The sequence below is a fragment of the Bombilactobacillus sp. ESL1094 genome (genome assembly GCF_058107425.1).
In genome coordinates, this window is the sequence record NZ_JBYLUM010000001.1 from 1,189,824 (window position 1) to 1,210,655 (window position 20,832).

At 38.1% G+C, this 20,832-nt stretch carries 13 protein-coding genes and 1 pseudogene; all 14 read left to right on the top strand.

The window, feature by feature from the left end; translation table 11 throughout:
* Positions 1-943: 943 nt before the first annotated feature.
* Positions 944-1,219 (top strand): annotated as a pseudogene (locus AC3B5S_RS05690) (hypothetical protein); the annotation flags it as partial.
* A 28-nt stretch (positions 1,220-1,247) separates the two neighbouring features.
* Positions 1,248-2,522, top strand: coding sequence for an NlpC/P60 family protein (locus AC3B5S_RS05695; protein WP_489769500.1), 1,275 nt, complete (start codon positions 1,248-1,250; stop codon positions 2,520-2,522).
* A 118-nt stretch (positions 2,523-2,640) separates the two neighbouring features.
* A complete protein-coding gene (locus AC3B5S_RS05700) occupies positions 2,641-2,982 on the top strand; it encodes a hypothetical protein (RefSeq protein WP_489769501.1) in 342 nt (113 codons plus the stop codon).
* 2 nt (positions 2,983-2,984) lie between these two features.
* Positions 2,985-4,097: a GH25 family lysozyme gene (locus tag AC3B5S_RS05705; protein WP_489790183.1), complete on the top strand. Its 1,113-nt coding sequence runs from the start codon at positions 2,985-2,987 to the stop codon at positions 4,095-4,097.
* 230 nt (positions 4,098-4,327) lie between these two features.
* A complete protein-coding gene (locus AC3B5S_RS05710) occupies positions 4,328-5,248 on the top strand; it encodes a peptidoglycan recognition protein family protein (protein ID WP_489775120.1) in 921 nt (306 codons plus the stop codon).
* Between the two features lie 170 nt (positions 5,249-5,418).
* The gene (locus AC3B5S_RS05715; protein WP_489769504.1) at positions 5,419-6,213 is read left to right on the top strand and encodes a hypothetical protein; all 795 of its coding nucleotides are present in this window, start codon (positions 5,419-5,421) and stop codon (positions 6,211-6,213) included.
* A gap of 173 nt (positions 6,214-6,386) precedes the next feature.
* A complete protein-coding gene (locus AC3B5S_RS05720; protein ID WP_489769505.1) occupies positions 6,387-6,866 on the top strand; it encodes a sigma-70 RNA polymerase sigma factor region 4 domain-containing protein in 480 nt (159 codons plus the stop codon).
* 463 nt (positions 6,867-7,329) lie between these two features.
* Positions 7,330-9,969, top strand: a complete 2,640-nt coding sequence (locus tag AC3B5S_RS05725; RefSeq protein WP_489790184.1) for a hypothetical protein — start codon at positions 7,330-7,332, stop codon at positions 9,967-9,969.
* A gap of 534 nt (positions 9,970-10,503) precedes the next feature.
* Entirely contained in the window at positions 10,504-13,263 is a 2,760-nt protein-coding gene (locus tag AC3B5S_RS05730) for a hypothetical protein (protein WP_489790185.1), read from the top strand.
* A gap of 719 nt (positions 13,264-13,982) precedes the next feature.
* Complete coding sequence (locus AC3B5S_RS05735) at positions 13,983-15,461, top strand: hypothetical protein (protein ID WP_489758107.1); 1,479 nt, start codon at positions 13,983-13,985, stop codon at positions 15,459-15,461.
* A 12-nt stretch (positions 15,462-15,473) separates the two neighbouring features.
* On the top strand, positions 15,474-16,484 hold the full coding sequence (locus tag AC3B5S_RS05740) for an AI-2E family transporter (RefSeq protein ID WP_489758108.1): 1,011 nt from the start codon (positions 15,474-15,476) through the stop codon (positions 16,482-16,484).
* A gap of 72 nt (positions 16,485-16,556) precedes the next feature.
* Complete coding sequence (locus tag AC3B5S_RS05745; protein ID WP_489758109.1) at positions 16,557-18,284, top strand: hypothetical protein; 1,728 nt, start codon at positions 16,557-16,559, stop codon at positions 18,282-18,284.
* A gap of 167 nt (positions 18,285-18,451) precedes the next feature.
* A complete protein-coding gene (locus tag AC3B5S_RS05750; RefSeq protein ID WP_489790186.1) occupies positions 18,452-19,438 on the top strand; it encodes an acyltransferase family protein in 987 nt (328 codons plus the stop codon).
* Between the two features lie 67 nt (positions 19,439-19,505).
* Positions 19,506-20,195 (top strand): 2,3-diphosphoglycerate-dependent phosphoglycerate mutase, encoded by a 690-nt coding sequence (locus AC3B5S_RS05755; RefSeq protein ID WP_489758111.1) that lies wholly within the window; start codon positions 19,506-19,508, stop codon positions 20,193-20,195.
* The last annotated feature ends 637 nt before the right edge of the window (positions 20,196-20,832 follow it).

The window sequence follows — 20,832 nt, forward strand, 5'->3', positions numbered from 1 at the left end:
TGATAGCGTAGAAAAAGATAGCTAGTTAAAGCACTTCTAATGAAGTGCTTTTTTTGTACCCAGAAAGGGGGTGATTGTTATGGATTAATTATATATTTCAATAATGTGGATGTAGAAAGGAGTTTTATAAATGGATAATTCAGGAATTGTGACTGTCTTAGAAAGTAAAGCCAAAGTTTATTCAGCTGTTGCTGGTAGTTTAACTGGCCAAACATTAGCTTTCAATACGCAATGGAAATACAATCTTACTTCTACTGACAGTCAAGGTAAGAATTGGTTTCATGTTGGTGGCAGTCAATGGGTTTGCGAGACAGAAGTTGGCGTGAAAATTCAAAGCGCCGTTCATACTAGCGGAACTTTAAAATCTAATGGTGCTTTTGTGCGGGTTTCACCGAATGGTTCTGGTGCAGGCTTTAATTTAACTGCTCAAGAGTCATATCAATATGATACCAAGGTAATCGATGCTTGGGGCTACACTTGGTATCATGTTGGTTTTGCTAATTGGGTTGCCGGATTGGATGTCAATTTAAACATTTCGGGGGTTGTAACGGTTACGGAAAGCAAGGCCAAAGTCTATTCGTCTGTTAACGGCAGTGCTACTGGTCAAACTTTAAGTTTTAATACGCAATGGAAGTATAATTTGGTGGCTATTGATGGTCAAGGACGTAATTGGTATCACGTTGGTGGTAGTCAATGGGTCTGTGAAACAGAGGTTGGCAATCAGTTACAAAGTTTAACTCATGTTAGTGGAACTTTGTCCTCCAATGGCGCCGTTGTTTATCATGCGCCTCAGGGTTCGGGAGCTGGTTTTAACCTAACAGCAGGAGAATCTTATAAATACGATACTAAGGCCATTGATGTTAATGGTAATGCTTGGTATCACGTGGGATTTGCTAATTGGGTGTCAGCTAACGATGTCATCTTGGCTAGTTCCAAACCAGGTAATGGAGCGCGTGTGAAAGTTACTTTCTATGATCCAGCAGTTTTGGGATCTTCGATGGGATATGGTGGTGTTGCGGCCAACTTAAATGTTTATCCTAAAGGAACTAATTTGAAGATTGTTTTGGATCAACCAGTTAATGGACAAACAGTACTTTATCGCCAGGTGAATGATACTGGAACTTTTGTTAATCAAAATCCAAATCAAATTGATATTGCTTTGCCTAATTCGCAAATTCCAGCTTATGGCGTCACTTATGCAACGATTTATGTTCTTTAAGTTTATAAAATAATGGAGGAAAGATATTATGGATAGTTCAGGAATTGTAACAGTTTTAGAAAGCAAGGCTCAAGTGTATGCTACTGTTAATGGTAGTAAAACAGGACAAACTCTAGCGTTTGATACGCAATGGAAATATAATAATACTTCTACAGATGACCAAAGTCGCAACTGGTTTCATGTTGGTGGTGGCCAATGGGTTTGTGAAACAGAAGTTGGCGTGAAAATTCAGAGTGCTACACACACGAAAGGAGTACTAAGTTCTAGTGGAGCCTTTGTTCGGATATCTCCTAATGGTTCGGGAGCTGGTTTTAATTTAGGAGCCAATGAACCTTACTCTTATGATACTAAAGTGGTTGACGCTTGGGGGTATACTTGGTATCACGTCGGTTACGCTAATTGGGTTGCCGGCTTGGATATTACCTTAAAAACTTCAGGAGTTGTTACTGTGCTAGAGAGTAAAGCACAAGTCTATGCTACTGTTAATGGGAGTTTAACTGGTCAAACCTTAGCCTTTAATACGCAATGGAAATATAATTCTACCGCCGTGGATAAGCAAGGACGTAATTGGTATCATGTTGGCGGTGGCCAATGGGTTTGTGAAACAGAAGTGGGCGATCAAATCCAAAGTGCTACTCATGTAAAAGGAACCTTAAACTCAAATGGAGCTTTAGTTCGTTTTGCTCCGAATGGTTCTAGTTCAGGACATAATTTGACTGTGGGTTTAGCTTATAAATATGATACGAGAGTTGTTGATAACTGGAATTATAGTTGGTACCATGTAGGCTACGCTAATTGGGTTGCCGGTTTAGATGTAACGGTGAGTGGTTCCGGTAGTGAGATTGTCAATATTGCTGAAAGCATGTTAGGCTACTTCACTTATAGTCAGGTTCACGGAGTATCATATATTGGCTCGGTTGCCAATCCTAATCGTTATGGTCAAACCGATTGTTCCGGTTTTGTTTGGTTAGTTCTTAAAAAGGCTGGCTGCAATGTCCCGGACAATATGCAATGGTACACGGGATCTATGGAAAGTGATGCTCGTTATAATCACAATTGGTTAAAGCAGGTCTCAACTAGTGAAGCTCAACCAGGTGATATTATTATTATGAATTCTGGTTCGGGAGCAGGTAACAACGGACATACTGCGATCTTAACTAGCAACTGGAATGGCAATGCCACTTCGATTATTGAAATGGGGGGTAACCCTAATGCCAATGGTGTCAATACTTGGACGGTGGGTAATGCATTTTATAGTTTATTAAATGCTGGAGCATCGCAAGTATTGGCTCGACCTATCTAAATTAGGTAAATCAAGTGACTAGAATTAAATTAGGAGAAAAAGTGATTAAAGAAATAGAATTGCATTTCTATTTGTTTGATCGCTTTTTTTGTTTTAGGAGTTAAAGGAGATGATCTGAATGAGTCTGTGGTCTTGGATTGAAATAATTATCGCCTTATTACCAATTCCAGCAGCCTATTTGGGATGTAAAAAAGCACTAAAATCTATGCATGATAATTCACGTGTCTCTAAAATGGATGCGCGCGTCACCCATACAGAACAAGCTATTCAAGCAATTCTGCATGATTCTTTGTATAAACGATGTACTTTTTTTATTAGTAAAGGTTCAATTTCCTTAACGGAGTTGGATAATATTGAGCACTTGTATAAAGGTTATGCAAGTGTCGGCGGCGATGGAACTGGTAAAACTCTCTACAATAAAGTGCTAGCTTTAAAAATTTTAGATGATGATAAGGAGTGATGATGTTGAAAAAAGTTCATGTGAATTTGTTTTGTGGAGTAGTTATGGAACTACTCTTTTTTACTATGTCAGTTCAAGCTGCTAATACTGATATGGTGGATGTATCTAATCATAATGGCGATATGACTTATGCTAATTTTGTAGATATGCGCGACCATTATGGCGTTAAATCAGTGGTCACCAAAATTAGTGAGGGAACTGACTATCAAGACCCTACGGCAGCTAATAATATTAAAACTGCCCAGCAAGCAGGTCTATATATTAATGGTTATCATTTTGCCCGCTATCAAACGGTTCAACAAGCTAAAAACGAGGCAGACTATGCTTGTCAAACCGCTAAGGCTGATGGCTTACCTGTTGGGGCTGTTTTGGTAGCAGATGTTGAAGCTTCTGAACAACAAGCACTGAGCTATTCGCAAAATCAAGCCAATAATGAAGCGTTTGAGAATGTTGTTCAGCAATATGGCTATCGTCCGAATATTTATACTATGGCTAGTTGGGTGGGGGTCAAATTTCCCGTATCTAAAGGGTGGATCGCTCAATATCCTGCTAATCCTTGGAACTTAACTTCTTATAGTAATCATCATGCTTGGCAATTTGCATCAGATATGTCATTTACTGGTAGTTATGGGCAGTTTGATGTATCTAATTTATATGATGATTTTTACACTGCTGGACAAAAGACTGTTAATACTATTAATAATGTTGTTACCACTCAAACCACGGATAAGAATGCTGCAACTATGTTTCACGGTGATAGTTCTGCTTTTGATACGACGCCGTTATTCAATAATACTAGTTGGGCAGCTTCTAAGATAATACCTGATAACAATAATCGTCCGATGTTTTTAGTCGGCGGTGATAGTTATCTACCACAAAGAAATACTAATCTTAAAGGCTTACTGACGATTAATTATTTAAACGGTTATGGTCCCAATGCTGTCGATAGTACTGGTAAGGAAATTGCAAATTCCAATCTAACTTTTAAAGGGGGAACACAATGGAAAACGAATGATAAACTGTATAATATTTCTGGGGTTGGCTATTGTTATAAAGTGGCAGCAAATGAATATGTCGCAGCGAAGTATCAAGTTGGATCTGGATTTAAAGGATAATTAATTGAAAATAAAGGGCTTAATGTTCCATTAATTATTTTCCTCCGAGTACGAATCAATATTAATGGTATGATGGTTTAGTTCAATGTCAAAATTTAACATCTATATCTCAATGACTATTATCGAGATTATAAGTCTTTTGCGTTTATGTTACACAAATGTTAAAGATATTGTTCTGAAATTTATTTATTGTTAAAATGATTACAAGATTAAAAATGGAGGAAATAAAAATGCTGAAACGAAATTTAAAAATAATTATTTCGTTGATGTTTGGTTTAGTTATTGGCTTTGGCTTCACCAGTCAAAACACAAAAGCTGAAACTGTTAATGAATACATTCAGCGCAATAATATTCAACCAAGTAACATTCAACAGGTCAATGGGACTTTTGACCAAATGTTTGGTTATGAAAATGGTGTTGGTAAGCCTGAAGGGGTTGTTATCCACGAAACAGCTACTAAAAATGCTACTGCTTGGGATGAAGTGACCTACTTCAACCGCGAATGGCAAACCGCCCAAACTTATGTACATGCGTTTGCGGATGCTAACCACATTTTACAAATTCATAATACTGACTATGGGGTTTGGGGAGCTGGTTATTGGGCGAACCAACGCTTTATCCAAATTGAATTATGTGAAGAAAACACTTATGATGGTTTTGCTCGTTCAGTGAATAATCAAGCTTACTTTACTGCTTATATGTTGAAGAAGTATGGCTTGAAGCCGTCATTGGCTGATCATACTGGTAGTGGTACGATCTGGTCACATAATGCGGTTAATCAGTATCACCCTTCTGCTGGTGGGCATACTGACCCAATTGGTTGGTTTAGTCAATGGGGTTACTCCATGGATCAATTCTATCAATTGGTTCAAAGCCAATATGATAAGTTGAACGATACTGCCAATAATGCTGCTGCTGGCAATAGTAAAGATGGTATTATTCAAGTAAATTCTGATCAAACTTATTCCAATTTGTATACACGCAATTCTGATGGAACTTTTACTAAGAGTGATGCACGGGTAATTCCTGCTAATACAAAGTGGGTTTACAACAAGTCTGCTGTTGATAAGGGGATTACGTACTACAAAGTTGACCCAACCGAATGGGCTATTAGTACTCAAACAACAATTTTACGTTATTCCACACACTAAAAAGAACTATCATAATTATTTAAAGACTATTAGTGGTTTTTTACTAATAGTCTTTTTTTGTGATCTTTTTTACCAAAAAGAGTAGTCTTTTTAAGCGATTCGCGTTAAATTGTTATTGTTGCAACCGTTAACACGCGACTGCTCCAATCATAAGGAAGAGGTATTGGGATATGAAAGATTACGATTTAACCAAAGTACCAGTGATGAATAAAGAGGTGTTAAAAGCAGCGATTGCGCACCAACAATTACCCATTCGCCAGGAATTTCAATTAACGGCACAAACCATTGCTTTATTTGATTTACAAGGTCAAGCGGCATATCCAACCGTCATTTTTGACCGCCAATTGGGCTATTTTGGCCTTCGCCAAACGACTCGTCAAATTTGGAATAACTATTTTCACCAACATATCTTCGATTTGTACCATACCCGTCGTTTGATTCAATATCACGGGCACTCACGATTATTGGCGCTGTCCTTAGGTTCATTGGTGTATTTTCCGTTAGGGGCGATTGGTCATGGCAATAGTGACTGGGTCGGTTTGCACGGGCAGATTGATTGTGCACAAGACCTTCAACACCAACAAGCAACTTTTTATGATGAGTCCGGACAGCAATTACAATTTACTTATAGCCGTCGGCATGATTTGTGGACGGCAATTCATCAAGCTGGCTTTTACGCGCAATATAATGTGCGGGCATTTGAACTGGCAGCTCAAGAGTTAGGCTTAGAACTTAAACCGATCGTTTGGAGTAGCTTATTGAAGCAGGTGATTAACTGTCACTGCTCCTTACATCGTCAATTACCAACCACATACTTAGAAGTTAAAGACTTTTTACAAAGTTTTCAGACCTGGTCTTTAACCCACTTATTAAAGGATCCCGACTTGGATTTAAATGAGCAATTGCAGCAAGAGCAACTGCGTTTTTGGCAAAGTAATTTACATGCGGCGCACTATTTATGGTAGTAATTGCGCCCGCGGTTGCAGATTAGTTGCGTGCAACCAGTAGTAATTAATTCACAAAAGGTGTATTCAATCCTTTGGTAGTCGTGTTTAACGCGTGTTTTATGAGAAATTCATTCTTGTTATCTTAAAGCTACACAAGCGCTTGTGCAAACTTAAGATGGGAGTTTGAACTAGTGAAACATTCGTTACAGCAAGGTTTTGATTTAGCCTTAACTAATCAACGCTTAATTGGCGGTGCCTTGAAACAAGCTGGGGTTTGGCGCAATAATCTGAATTATGAAGATTATTTTCAGGATGCCTTAGTACTGTATGCCACGACGTGGGTCCAATTTGAGCAATCAGCTGGTCAATTTGCACCGTATATTTTTCAAAAGATTGTCTGGCGCACGCAAGATCAATTGCGCCAAAGTCACCGCCAGCAACATGAGTCGGTGGAAGAACTCTTTTATTTACCAGATCAGACGACCACGGCACTTAGCGACTGGCAGGTAGTGTTACACCAAAAGGCTCGGCAATTAGGACCATTAGAACGGCAAGTATTGCAAGCCTGTATTCTAGAAGTACCACTAACGCAATTGGCGAAACAGGTTCATAAAAGTCCGCGGTATTTACGTAAAATTCGCGCCCAAGTTCGTCAGAAATTAATATCATAAAGTGATTGATTGAAAAAACACAACTAAAGTTTAAAGACATTTGAATAACTTTAATTGTGTTTTTTTTAATATTTTTCTAATAATTATCCTGCTTAGAATAACATAAATATTATTAAGGATTTTAAGATTAAATGAATTATGGTTTACTGCCAATATATACTCAGTTTGTTTGCCTTAATATCAAATAAAGTGATTTTTTAAAGGGGAAAGTTTCATTGACTTGGTGAATTAATGAGCACTAAAATGGAGTATCAATTGTTACGTAGTAGTTGATGCACAAACAGTTTATTGAACTTTTTTACAAAATAATTAATTATTTTTTGATTAAATGCTATAGCTAAATAAATTCTTTGATATCAAAGACACTGATAATTTGTATTATTTTTCAAGTAAATCTTTACTGGAAAAATTGTTTAATTTTGCATCAAGAACCATGAGAGATGCAGTGAGAATAGGTGTAGTGATGTTAAAAAGACAAAAAGTTTTCCAAATTTTCATTGGTTTGGTAACTGTTAGTTTAGTGAGCGTTATTTTATTTAATCAGCAAAGTTGTAATCCCACAGTGGTGGCTGCGCAAATTTCGTCATTGCTGCCTTGGACTAGCAAGCAACTTAGCAAAACGCCAACTGCCAGTTTGATGGCAACAGAGCCTTGGGCGCGGATGAGTGAACCTGTATATAACTCGCAGGTTTATCAACCGGCAAACTTTCGCTTAACTGGTACGAGTACTTGGAATCCGCAGTCGAAAAGCTGTGATGTGGCGTTAAAGTGGGATGATTTGACAGCACCAGCGGCACCATATCAGCTTAATGGTGGCTATAAAGTTTATTCTTCATCAGCGAGTAATGCGAGCTGGTTGATGGAACCAATCAATTATGGCAAGCACCTCAAAGTTTTGAATGTGTATCCGGATAAAGGAAATTTTTTGAAAAAATGGCTTGCTGGCTATGATAAAGATCCCTCTGACGGTTCGAGTTTGTTAGATATCACTGAAGTGCCACTGACGACTTTTAATAAAAATCCCGATTATTATTTATATCAAAATCATCAAAATGGTGCCTATCAATATGATTCCCTCTTTTTTGGCTCCAAAGATAGCAATGGGAATCAAGATATTAGTGATGTGGCGGGCCAAGCTGTGACCAAGTTCGGGAATACGGGTCGCGCAGTGATTATTGGTCATGATGTTGTCGCAGGCAATCATTCGCTAGCACAACATGCTAACTTCAACAAATATTTAGCCGATAAATTAGGAATTCAAGTCGTGGCAGTGCCCGATGGGCAAGTGCAACCGCGGGTAGGCTCGACCAAAGTTAAATTTGTGAACGCCGGTTTTTTAACTGAGTATCCTAATGAATTACCTACGGATCAAGATTATACGATTTCCAAATCGCATACTTTTGGGCAGTACTATCTCTATGGCGGGCAAGCCCAACGCTGGATGCAATTTGATCAACCTTATTCAGATGCTGAAAATAGTCATTTCTTTGCCTTAAACGCTGCCAGTAATCCTTATGAATTAAGCAGTGGTCAAACACCAGCGGCGAGCGATTTAGGCGATAACAATCATTACTTAATTACCAAAAATAATTATGCGATGATTCAGACCGGTCACACTTTAGGAGCTTGTACCCCTGATGAAGCGCGGATTATCGTGAATACCATTTATTATGTTTCGTCCTTAACGACGACGAATACCGCTAATATTAAAACCGCCAAAGATACGACAGCGCCCAATGAACCCGACGTGAGCCTGGCTAATACTAATCCTGGTAATCCGAACCGCCTCAATATTACTTTAGATAAGCATGTGGCTACTGGAATGAGTTATAACGCGCAAGACGGCGATAATGGTAATCTTTATAATTTTAAAATTACGGCTAATGTTGCCGGGAGGAATGAAGAACTGGATTCGGATGCTATTCATCAAAAGGTTGAAAGTGGTGTTTGGGGTTATCTCTACCAAATTGATAATCAGCCTACCGCCACTTTGACGCCCAATCATGATAGCTATGGGAATGTTACTTTAACCGACATTGACCGCAGTGATGGGAGTGGTGAACACCTGACACCAGATATTAATAATTTAAAAGTTAGTTTTACCGCCCAACGTTCACTCGGCCATTCGCAATTTTTGCATGTTGCTACCGTCGATCGGGCGGGTAATGTTTCCACAACTAAAACGGTGAATCTGAATAGTTATAATTTGCCGTATCAAGGCACCTTAACGACAACAGGGCAAGTGGATGGACAGGCTGCTTCAACGACACCAACTTTTCGTCCCGGCGCGACTGTCCAGTTGAAGAGTGATTATCAGATGCAAAATCAAGCTTATAGTTATCAAGATTTACAAGCACCCATCCACTTCAGTGATCATTTACCAGTCGGCTTAACGTATGTGCCTAACAGCTTACAGGTAACACTGCGAACAACTAGTGGACAAAGTTATACTTTGACGCCACAGCAATTACAGGCTAATCAGCCACTGGACTTTAGTTTATTGAGTCCAGATGGAATGGCTATTTTTCCACCGGGGAGTTTAATTGAAGTAACTTTTCAAGCTGCAACGTCAGCGCAAGATAATTTAGTCCAAATCATGAATCATGCCGAAGTGACGGGCAAGAGTAGTGATCAACTATCCCAAAAGGCCACTAGTGATCTAACGCTGACGCGGGCTGGTGTGTTAGAAATTACGAGTGTGCCCCAAGAGATTGCCTTTGGGACTGTGAAGAGCGCACCAGTCAACAATGATAATACTAAAACGATTGGTGATCTGAAAGTGCGGCATTTTAGTTCGACTACTGCTGCTAGTCAGCACTTCAATGTGCAAGTGGCGTTTAATCAGCAATTACGTAATTCATTGCTCACGCCGGTAACGGGGTGGAATTTACAGTTGGATACGGACAATGGTTGGCAATCGGTCACTTCTGCGACAAACTTGGGTCAACAAACGCAATTCAGTGGTAATGTGCAGGGAGGTATCGTCGATTTTGTTAAGCAAATTGGAGTCGGTAAATGGCGGTTAACCATTCCCCGAACACATCCGAAAAGTGATGATTATCAAGGAACCATCACTTGGAGCGTGGTCAATGGAATCAATTAAGTGAACGACATTTTAGCAAAGGCTGGAACAAAATAATTAGAGGTTGAGGTAAAAAGGATTGTTCGTCAATTTCAACGGACATTTTCTTTTGATAGTGCCTTAAACCTCGTTATTGTTCCAACCTTTTTCATTTGCAATTTACATAGTTTTTAAAAACTAAGATCTGACAAGAGGCACTAAGAATCTATTTGGTGAAAGAAAGTAAATTCACGCACAAGAATATGTGGATTCTAAATGATAATTAAATTAAATTTGCTTCGATATCAAAAAAGTTATTTCTTTCAATCAATGTTTGCGTAGTAATTGGATTTTTATTGACTTTAATAATTATTTTGCATTAAAATTATTGCGTAAATAATCCATGTGTTTTTAATTAAAATTAGGCTTTATTTATTAAATAAATGCTATTTTGAAAATGATTTTCGGAAATATTTTTAATTATTGTAAAAAATAATCTTGCTGGAATCGAATGTGAGTTCAGAGTTGGTTGGTTTTAGTTGCTAAATGTCAGTTGCGATGAAAAAAGGTGTAATGATGTTTAAATTACAAAAGCTAATTCAAAAGACAATCATAGTAGTGGCGACCGGTTTCTTAGGCATTAATGTTGGGGTGGTACCAGTTAGTGCCCAACCAATTCAGGTCACAGGTTCTGCTAAAAAGCAAACAGGCACTGATTTAAAATCGATGATTGACCAAGTCCAAGATTTGGGACAACCAGTTGCTCAGTCCACACCCACGATGCAACAATCGCCTACCAAAGCGATTCGCGTTGCTCACACGCCTACAAAAGCTGCTTCTAATTTAGCAAGAACGGCAGTTCCCGAGCCGGTCTATAACTCTACGACTTATGGACAATCCAAGTTTGGTTTAAAGGGTCATAGTACTTGGGATCCACAATCGAAAAGTTGTGATGTTACTTTGAACTGGGATGATTTAAGTTCTCCTAATTCTAAATATACGTTAAATAGTGGTTATAAGGTTAATTCGGCATTACAAGGTGCCAAAACTTGGACTATTGAGCCCATTAATTACGGGCGCCATTTGAAAGTCTTGAACGTTTATCCTGATGATGGTAAACACAACGGGCGTTTTTTAAAAAGTTGGTTGACGGGCTATGATAAGAATCCTGATCCGGCATCAGCTCATGAAAGTATGTTGAATGTAACGGAAGTTTCGTTGCCTGATTTTAACAGTAATCCTGATTATTATTTGTATACTAATCATAGTTCGGGTGCGTTCCAATATGATGCCATTTATTTTGGCTCGCGAGATAGTAATCTACACCAAGATATTAGTACTACTGCTAGTCAGGAAGTGGCGAAGTTTGGCAATGCTGGTCGGGCGGTCATTATTGGTCATGATGTCGTGGCGGGTAATCACTCAATTGGCCAACACACCAACTTTAACAAATATTTAGCTGATAAATTAGGTATTAAAGTTGTTCAAGTCCCTGATGGCCAAGTCCAACCACGCGTGGGTTCACAACAAGTGAAATTTGTGCATACTGGTTTTTTGACGGAGTACCCCAATGAATTACCAATTGATCGCGATTACACCATTTCTGAGTCGCACACTTTTGGCCAATATTATATGTATAGTGGTCAGGCAGAACGCTGGATGCAATTTGACCAGCCGTATTCGGACGCAGAAAATAGCCATCCGTTTGCGATTAATAGTGCTAATAATTTGTACGAATTAGCGGTGGAGCAGAATCCAGCGCCTAGTGATTTAGGTGATAATAATCATTATTTAATTACCAAAAATAACTATGCTATGATTCAAACGGGTCATACTACGGGAGCTTGTACACCGGATGAAGCGAGGATTATTGTCAACACAATTTATTATGTTTCATCTTTGTCAATGACTAATTCAGCGACGATTAAAACTGCTCAAGACAAGGCCGCACCGAACACGCCTACTATTTATGCTACTAAACCAACTGATCCAGACAAAATTCATATTACATTAGATAAGCAAGTGACAGCTAACAATTCCTATGCTACTCAAGATGGTGATAATGGGTCGGTCTATTGTTTTAAAATTCAAGCCAATGTTTCTCAATTTTCAGATAGTGAAATTGAATCAGATGCGATTGACCAAAAAGTGGAAAGTGGCGTCTGGGGCTATTTATATAAGATTGATGATCAAGATTCGGAAACACTCACGCCACGCCATGATGCTTACGGTAATGTAACTCTGACAAATGTAGATCGTCCGGACGGAAGTGGTGAACATTTGGTACCAAACATCAATGATTTGAATGTGGGTTTTGACGCTTACCGTGCGCAAGGACGCTCGAAAATTTTACACGTTGCCACGGTGGATCGCGCGGGCAATGTTTCGAAAACTGTAGATGTGGCTTTTGGCGATTATTATAATGCACCGTATCAAGGACAATTAACGCAAGCAACTCAAGGAGCAGAACAAACAAGCTATAATACCACAACGACCTTTCAACCGGGTGATCTAATCAATTTTAAAATGGATTATCAAATGGATGATAAGTCATATGCCTGTCAAAACTTGACTTCACCAATTACTTTTAGTGATCATTTGCCAACGGGTTTAACCTATGTTCCGGGCAGTCTCAAAATCAGTTTAACTAATCCTAGTGGAACTAAGTATAATTTGACACCAAGTGTTGCTGACGCAGCACAGCCCTTAGATTTTAGTATGAACAGCCCTTCCGGAACGATCTTTCCGCCGGGCAGTTCGATTGAAATTACTTTTCAAGCAAAAACTTCCGCACAGGATAATTATGTTAATTTAGTCAATCACAGTGAATTAAGTGGCACTAGTAGTGATGGTACTAAGCAATCATCCGAAGCTAATGTAACTTTGACACGGACGGGCGTGCTGACGATTAAGGAAGTACCGTCGGAAATCAAGTTTGATAAAATTCGTATCCCCAAAGATAGTGGGACAAATGCTTCGACCGTGGGGAATTTAAAAATTCAACATTTTAGCCCTGACAGTACTAATGCGGCCACAGGTTCGCAGAATTTTAACGTGCAAGTTTCGTTTAATCAAGCTTTAGTCGGTAAAAACAAAAAAACTACTAAAAATTGGAGCTTAGATTTGAAAACAGATCAAGACTGGCTGCCAGTGGAGACTGGAACGAAGTTGGGCCAAAAGACTGAATTTACCGGTAATACTACGACGGATGGCATTGTTGATTTAACTAACAAAGTTGGTAAAGGCCAATGGAAATTGACAGTTCCTAAGGTTCGCCCTCAAAATAGTGATTACAGTGGTACTATCACTTGGACAGCAGTAAATGGACTGAGTTAAGTTTTAGAAAATATTGACGTAAAAAGACTCAGTATTCAATTAGGAGCTAGATTTCTAAAATTCTGGTTCGAGTCATAATAGCAGTGTTTTTAGTTTTCACCATAGTAATTGTTTGTTGGTTCAAAATAGTTCATCAAATTAATTTAAGAGATACAATAAAGTGGCTAGATCCTTGTAAATCAAGGATTTAGCCATTTTTGATGGTATACTTAATAAGTAAAGTTAAATGCTAAGGCGGTGGCTATTCCAGAAATGGGGTGGTGCTTATGGTGTAAAAACTGTAAACATAAATCCTAAAGAAGGGAGTAGCAAAGTGTTTCATTGGAACATTCATGATTTTTGCCAAATAATCAATACGATTATCGATGTCGCAAGTTTCGTTTGGATGGTCAAGCAAAGCACAAAAAAATAGCTGTCCTTAGCCACGCCAGACTAGATAGCTATTTAAAGTAGGTTTAAAATTTTGAATAGTCACCGCTTTGGCAACTTTACGGAAAGGTTAGTGTTACAGCACTGACCTTTTCTTACATACAAATAATAACATAGTTGGAAATAGATTTCATGCCAAAGGATCGCATTGATGAGCTTGAGGCTACTTTTCTATTATTAAATTTCGAATATTAATTATCCCTACTTTTCATATTTTGCTATAATGAAGCTTGTTATCTACATATGCATTAAAGCGCAATTCATTGGTCAAATAATGAGGGGATTATTTAATGAAGAAACAGCGAAGTTGGGGAACAGGATTGCTAATAATTTGCAGTTTGTTGGGACTGCTGTTAGTTGGGTGTCACAAGCAGGCAGTTAATCAACAAATTACGCAATCGAAAACAGCTTGGTATTTATACCAAAAGCCCAATCAAAATGTGCAACGCTTGCGTTTTTATCGCAATCAGACAGTAGGGGTGCAACATGTTAGCTTATTGGGCGATCGCCATGGCTCAAGCGTGTTGAATGCTAAGTTTGCGAATCCTACCTATCAGCTCAATCAAGATGGTCAAGAAATCACGATTAATACGACTCATCCGAAAATGATTTTAGCTGTTAAAAAAGCCTACCATGAACAAAAAGCTGGTTACACACTAACCGGCTTTGATGTGACTTATCAGGGTGAAAAGTGGAAGTTGGGTCAGATTACAAAAGTTAATCACGCTAAAAATAAGAAGTATCGTCAGTATCAAAAGCAACAGCGTCAAGCACAGTTAACGACGAAGCAATCAGATCAATTAGGGCCAACTTTATTAAAGCATTTGGTGACACCGTCTTTGAAAAATGCAAGTAGCCAATTAAATAATCAATCAATTGCGGGCGAGTATAATTATCGCGCCCTGTTAGGCATGAGTCGGGTTTACGGGCATTTAAGTATTGATACCAAAGGGCATTTTACGAATACTTTATATGTTCACGCCAAGCAAAGCGTGAAAAATCCTAACCAAGATAATCCAGTGATGTTAGAACAACAGACAATTTCTGGAATTTTAACAAGTTTATATGGTAAATTATATTTTAAGCCGGCTAATGTTTTAAGTGTCAAATACTTTACAGCGGGGCAAAATCCTGAAAATCCGGCGATTAAGTCGTTTAATTTGACGACTAATTCCAAGAGATATGGTCAAAATATTAAATTGGCCAAGTACCGCATTGAAAAAACGGATCAAGGGCTAATGCTTTATAATCAAGACTTAGCAGCATGGACTGATCAAAATCAGTCCACGACTGACGGTGTTCAGCTCTATGAAAATGCCAAAGCAGGCCCCACTTTAAAGCAGCAGTACGATAGGTTGTATCAGCATTATCAAGATTTAAAGAAAGCGCCAGTTACCTCGAATGCAGATTTAAGGCAATATGTTGCAGTTAGCGCTAGTCAACATGATAATACGTTAGCGGGAATTGGTATTAATTTGGCGGGCAAATTTAGCATTACACAAGATGCTAAAAGCTTTACCGGAATTGATCGTCAAGGTCATCAACAACCAACTCGCCAATACGTGGCGTTATTAGAACCGGCTATTTTGCAAGATCAAAAAAGTAAACATACCGTGAATACCCCCGCTGGTCAATTCTTGGTTTTTGGTGTTTATCAACAGCGTTTATATCTATTACAGCAACCCGATAGTGATTCCACGACCACTACGTGGACGGGGTTTAAGAATCTAAAATTAAAATTACCAATTGCGAATATTACGTGGAATTAATGAGGTGACCACATGAAATTATATCGAGAGTTTTTACAAAATCAGCAACTGCGCCGGAGTGTGGTGCTGTTATTATGCATTTTTGTTATTTGGTTAATGCGAGGGATCATGAGTATCGTCTTGTTAACGTTTATTTTTACTTTTTTGTCCATTAATTTTGTCCGGTGGGTGCAAAAACGCCTGCATTGGTCGCCATTTTGGATTGTCACTCCGTTGTACTTAATTATTATCGGGGTGATTTATCTGTTTGCGACGCACTATATTCCTAATATTATTAATTCCACGGTGCAATTATCCAAAAAATTATTTAGTTTTTATAATAGTAATCAAGTGCAAAATAATTCAGTTTTGGCTTACATCGTCGATAGTCTGAAAAGTTTAAAATTAGATGACCAGCTCAAAAAAGGTGTTGCTCAAGTAGTGAAATATTTGACTAGTGTCGGGGCTTTAGGTGTTACAATCGTTTTATCCTTTTTATTGAGTTATTTTTATAGTTTTGATGCGGATAAAATGAATGATTTTGGGCGTTCTTTTCAAAAGGGACACTTGGCATGGTTCTTTCAAGATATTAATTATTTTGCCCAAAAATTTGTGAACACCTTTGGCGTAGTTTTAGAAGCCCAGTTGGTGATTGCAGTTGTCAATACAATTTTAACGAGTATTGTCATGATTATTTTGAAGTTTCCAGGTATTCCGAGTTTAGCAGTCATGATTTTTGTGTTGTCCATGATTCCGGTAGCGGGTGTAATTATTTCCTTGGTCCCATTGTCAATCGTGGCTTATTCTGTGGGCGGTTGGCAACCAATGATTTATATCTGGATTGCTGTTTTATTAATTCATACGCTAGAAACCTATGTCTTAAATCCCAAGTTAATGTCTAGTCGCACCAACTTGCCGATTTTTGTGACCTTCGTAGTGTTACTCATTGCCCAAAAAATGTGGGGTACTTGGGGGTTAATTGTGGGTATTCCAATTTTTACTTTCTTTTTGGATTTACTAAAAGTTAAAACAATTAAAGTCTGATGAAAGTTAGTGTTCTGTATATTACTTTTATGTTAAACTGATATTAGTTGGTAATAGAGTGAGGTATTTTATATGTCATTATTTAATAAGCAACATTCTAATAAACAATCGGATTCTAATCAGCCGCAAGAACAACAAATGGCTAATAATCAACAACCTAATCCGAATATGATGCCAAATCAGGCGATGAATAATAACAATTATGGTGGCGCTAGTCAGCAGACACAGCAAATGCCCGTCCAAGACCCCAATATGGCGTTAAACCAGCAAACACAACAAATGCCGGTCCAAAACCCGAATAACGTAGCTTTGAATCAACAAACGCAGCAGATGCCAGTGCAAGATCCCAACGCGGCGTTGAATCAGCAAACACAACAAATGCCCGTCCAGGACCCGAATGCTTCCATGGGCCAACCGACTCAGCAGATGCCAGTTCAAAATCCGCCGGCCAATGATCAAAACGCGGCTAACGCCAATAATTCGGGTTATTTTCAAGATGTTGCTGAATATCCCGTGCAAAATCCTGCGCCTCAGAATAATGATACCAATTTATATCACTCCAGTAATTTTAATAAGCCCAATGTGACAGTTAATGAAGTCACTGAAAAAACGGCTTCGAAGAATACCGGTTGGGATCAGTGGCGTCAAACTGAAGAACAATTAACCAATCTCAAGTCTGAACAACAAGAATTGAAGCACGTATTGAAGGGGCAATTACTGAGCAGTCGGACTTTTTATCATCAAACGCTTCAAAGAAAGCAAGAGAGTGATGACCCGTATGCCCAAAATGTTAATTACGACTTGCAACAAATTCAACAAATTAATGATTCTTTGAAACGCTGGTTTGGAACCGATGCTATTTCTGGTGAGGTTATGTTTGAAAAAGGACAACAGTATTTAGTTTTAGAAGAACGTTTGGCCCAACCGGATGATGAAAGTACTGATGATTTAGCTAATTTGAATTTTTATTTAGATTCATTTCATGTGTTGCCTAATTTAGTGACGTTAAACTTTGATGAAGAATTAGCGGCCAATTGGCAAGATAACCTGGACGCAGGGGTTGTTAATCCCGAATCACAATTATTAAACTTGTACCAATATTTTCAAACTGAAGCAGACGCCAAAGCCAATGTGAAGCGTTCTGGGATGGGCATTGAAATTAGCCCTCATGCACGTGTAGAAACGGACTCGCAACAAAATATTGATCGCATTTATGAGCGAGATAGTTTAGTGATGAAGGTGGTCAAGGATGAAGACGGGCAACCAGCTAATATCTACCACTACTATAACGGTCAATTGTTAAGCTTAGACTATTTAAATGAAGCAGGAATTAATCTGGTAACAGAGTTTTTTGATAGTCGGGCGAAAGATCAATTGTTGCGTAAGAATTTTTATCGTTTAGATGGCACGTTGGCGGTGATTTTGAATTATCAAGAATCCCAACCGCGGGTTCAGGTCTTCAATCATAATAATTCTTTAGTCCAAGCTTTTGAAACGGAGCAAGATTTTGCAGCTTGGTGGCTGGTCAATAAGGTCTTAAATGATAAGACGACGATTATTGTGCCCCTGAGCTCACCGGTTTGCATGATTCTGCTAGAATATCCGGATGCTAATTATCAAGTAATGCCTTATATTGATGATTTTAAACAGCAACAAACTGAAGTTTCACAGTTATTGCCATTGACGGAACGCTTGAGTGCTGGAATTTTAGTTAAATCGGCTGATGATCAAAAACGTTTAAGTGAATTGACGCAAGGGCAAGTTAATGTTTCCATTGTGAATGCGGATGATGAACAGTAAGAATACTAAATTATAATTTATAAAAGCTGAGACAGGGCGATTAATGAAGCAGCATTAGTTGGTCATTAATTCGAAAGTCGCCAGCTTTTTTTTGCTGTTGCAATCCATGCTAAAATATAAAGTGATATCTATTTTGTTAAATAAGTTAGGAAAGGATCTTTTGATTAATGCGCAAGCAGCAAATTGATAGTCTGGATGCAATGAAAATCTTAGCTGCTTTAGCAGTAGTTAGTATTCATACAGGCTTTGTTGATGTTTTAGACCGCTTGAGTCACAGTCATTTTTTTACTTTGACAGTTCGGATGGCTGTGCCATTATTTTTTATTGCTGCAAGTTTTTTATTGGCGCGTCATATTAATGTCCATCATGATCGTTTGCCAGCTTTAAAAAATTATACGATGCGGATTGGTAAGTTGTATATTTTTTGGTTGATCTTATACGGGTATTATATTGGGCGCGATGCGTGGGATAGCTTTCGCATATATGGTTGGAATTTGCCACGTTTTTTATATACTTGTGGTCAATGGTTACTGGTGGGTCCTTGGACCATGTTAGTAGGCTGGTATTTAAATGCACTCTTATTTGGAGTTTGGTTTGTTTATTGGTGGGGACGTAAAAGACCTAAATTGAGTTTTAGCACTGCCTTAATTATTTTTTTGACGATTGTGTTCTTTAGTGCCTATGTACCTGTGAACACCGGTATTTTAATCGCTTGCACACTTTTTGTCGGTCCGATTTATGTTTATTTGGGCCAATTTATTGCCCATTTAACGACTTTGCCAAGTTGGAAAATCTTGGGCACGACGTTGGTTGCCGCGCTTATCATAGCTTACTGTGAGTTACATTTTGTCTTACAAGGACATGGTCACAGTGATCAATTAGTGAGCTACTTATTGTTAGCTCCCGTGTTATTTATGATAACTTTAAAAATACCGCTCCATTTGCCACATGCTAAATGGTGGCGCAATTTAAGTACGGTGATGTATTTTAGTCATTACTTATTAATGAAAATTGGTTACAATTTTTTGTATTATCAAATTCATAGTACAACGTTACGTTATGGCTTAGTCGTTATTGCAGCTGTGCTTTGTTACTTGTTGATACTTGGCTTACAGCACACGCGGTTGCGGTTTTTGGTCAAGTGGTCTTATTGACACTAGTTTACTGAAAACATATAATATCTTGTGAGAATGTAAACCTAATAAAAGGGGTATTGCGATTATGGCAAAATTAGTATTTATTCGTCATGGCCAAAGCCAATGGAACTTATCAAATCAATTCACTGGCTGGGTTGATGTGGATTTAAGTGAAGAAGGCGTTGAACAAGCTAAAAATGCGGGTCGGTTATTGAAGGCTGAAGGCATTGAGTTTGATCAAGCTTATACTTCTGTCTTGACACGGGCTATTAAGACTTTGCACTATGCATTGGAAGAAGCCGGTCAATTATGGATTCCGGAAGAAAAATCTTGGCGTTTGAATGAACGTCATTATGGTGCTTTACAAGGATTAAACAAGCAAGAAACAGCTGATAAATATGGTGATGAACAAGTCCATATTTGGCGGCGTTCTTACGATACTTTACCACCATTATTGGATGCTAGTGACGAAGGTTCTGCAGCACAAGATCGGCGTTATGCTGACTTAGATCCACGGGCTATTCCTGGTGGCGAAAACTTAAAGGTTACTTTGGAACGGGTTATTCCATTCTGGCAAGATAAGATTGCGCCGAAGTTGTTAGACAACAAGAATGTGATCATTGCTGCTCATGGTAACTCTTTGCGGGCTTTGACTAAGTATATTGAAGACATTTCTGATGAAGACATCATGGATGTTGAAATGGCTACTGGTCAACCTGTAGTTTATGATTTAGATGATCAATTAAATATCATTAGCAAGACTAAATTAGGCTAGAAATCAGTAATTTTAAGAGAAACTTCCTTAAATGGGAGGTTTCTTTTTTTGTTGTGAAATTTAAAGTTAAGTACTATTTATTTTTGTGAATAAAGGAAAAGTCTAATGAGTAAAGTTGTCTTATATCATGCAACCGATAACTCTAGTAAGGACAAAATATTAATTAATGGTTTTAATATTAAAAAAATTAATTGGAATTATCTTTATGGAAATACATATCGTAAATACTTGAAATAGCCAGGCAGTTTAGGATATGGCATTTATGGTTTTTATAATGATAAGAATTTAGCAAGAAATTATTGGGATAGCTTACAAAATAGTAAAAATTGCTCAATTTTAAAACTTGAGGTTGATATAGATGAGGATAAATGTTTAAACTTTGTCGATGATTTAAATGATATGAGGGCTTTTAGAGAATTTTTGATGAATCCCAAAACGCAATTAATCATAGGTCAATTGAATAACAAGTATAAAAATAAGATTACTCAGCATGAATTAGATGGAGCTTTGTTAGAATACTTTATACAAAGTAATAAAGAGTATATTTGTATTGACTATGTTTGTTGTGCTACAACAACTAACTTATATCAGACGATTCATAGTTATATTCCTAATGGGATAGAGTATTGTATTCGAA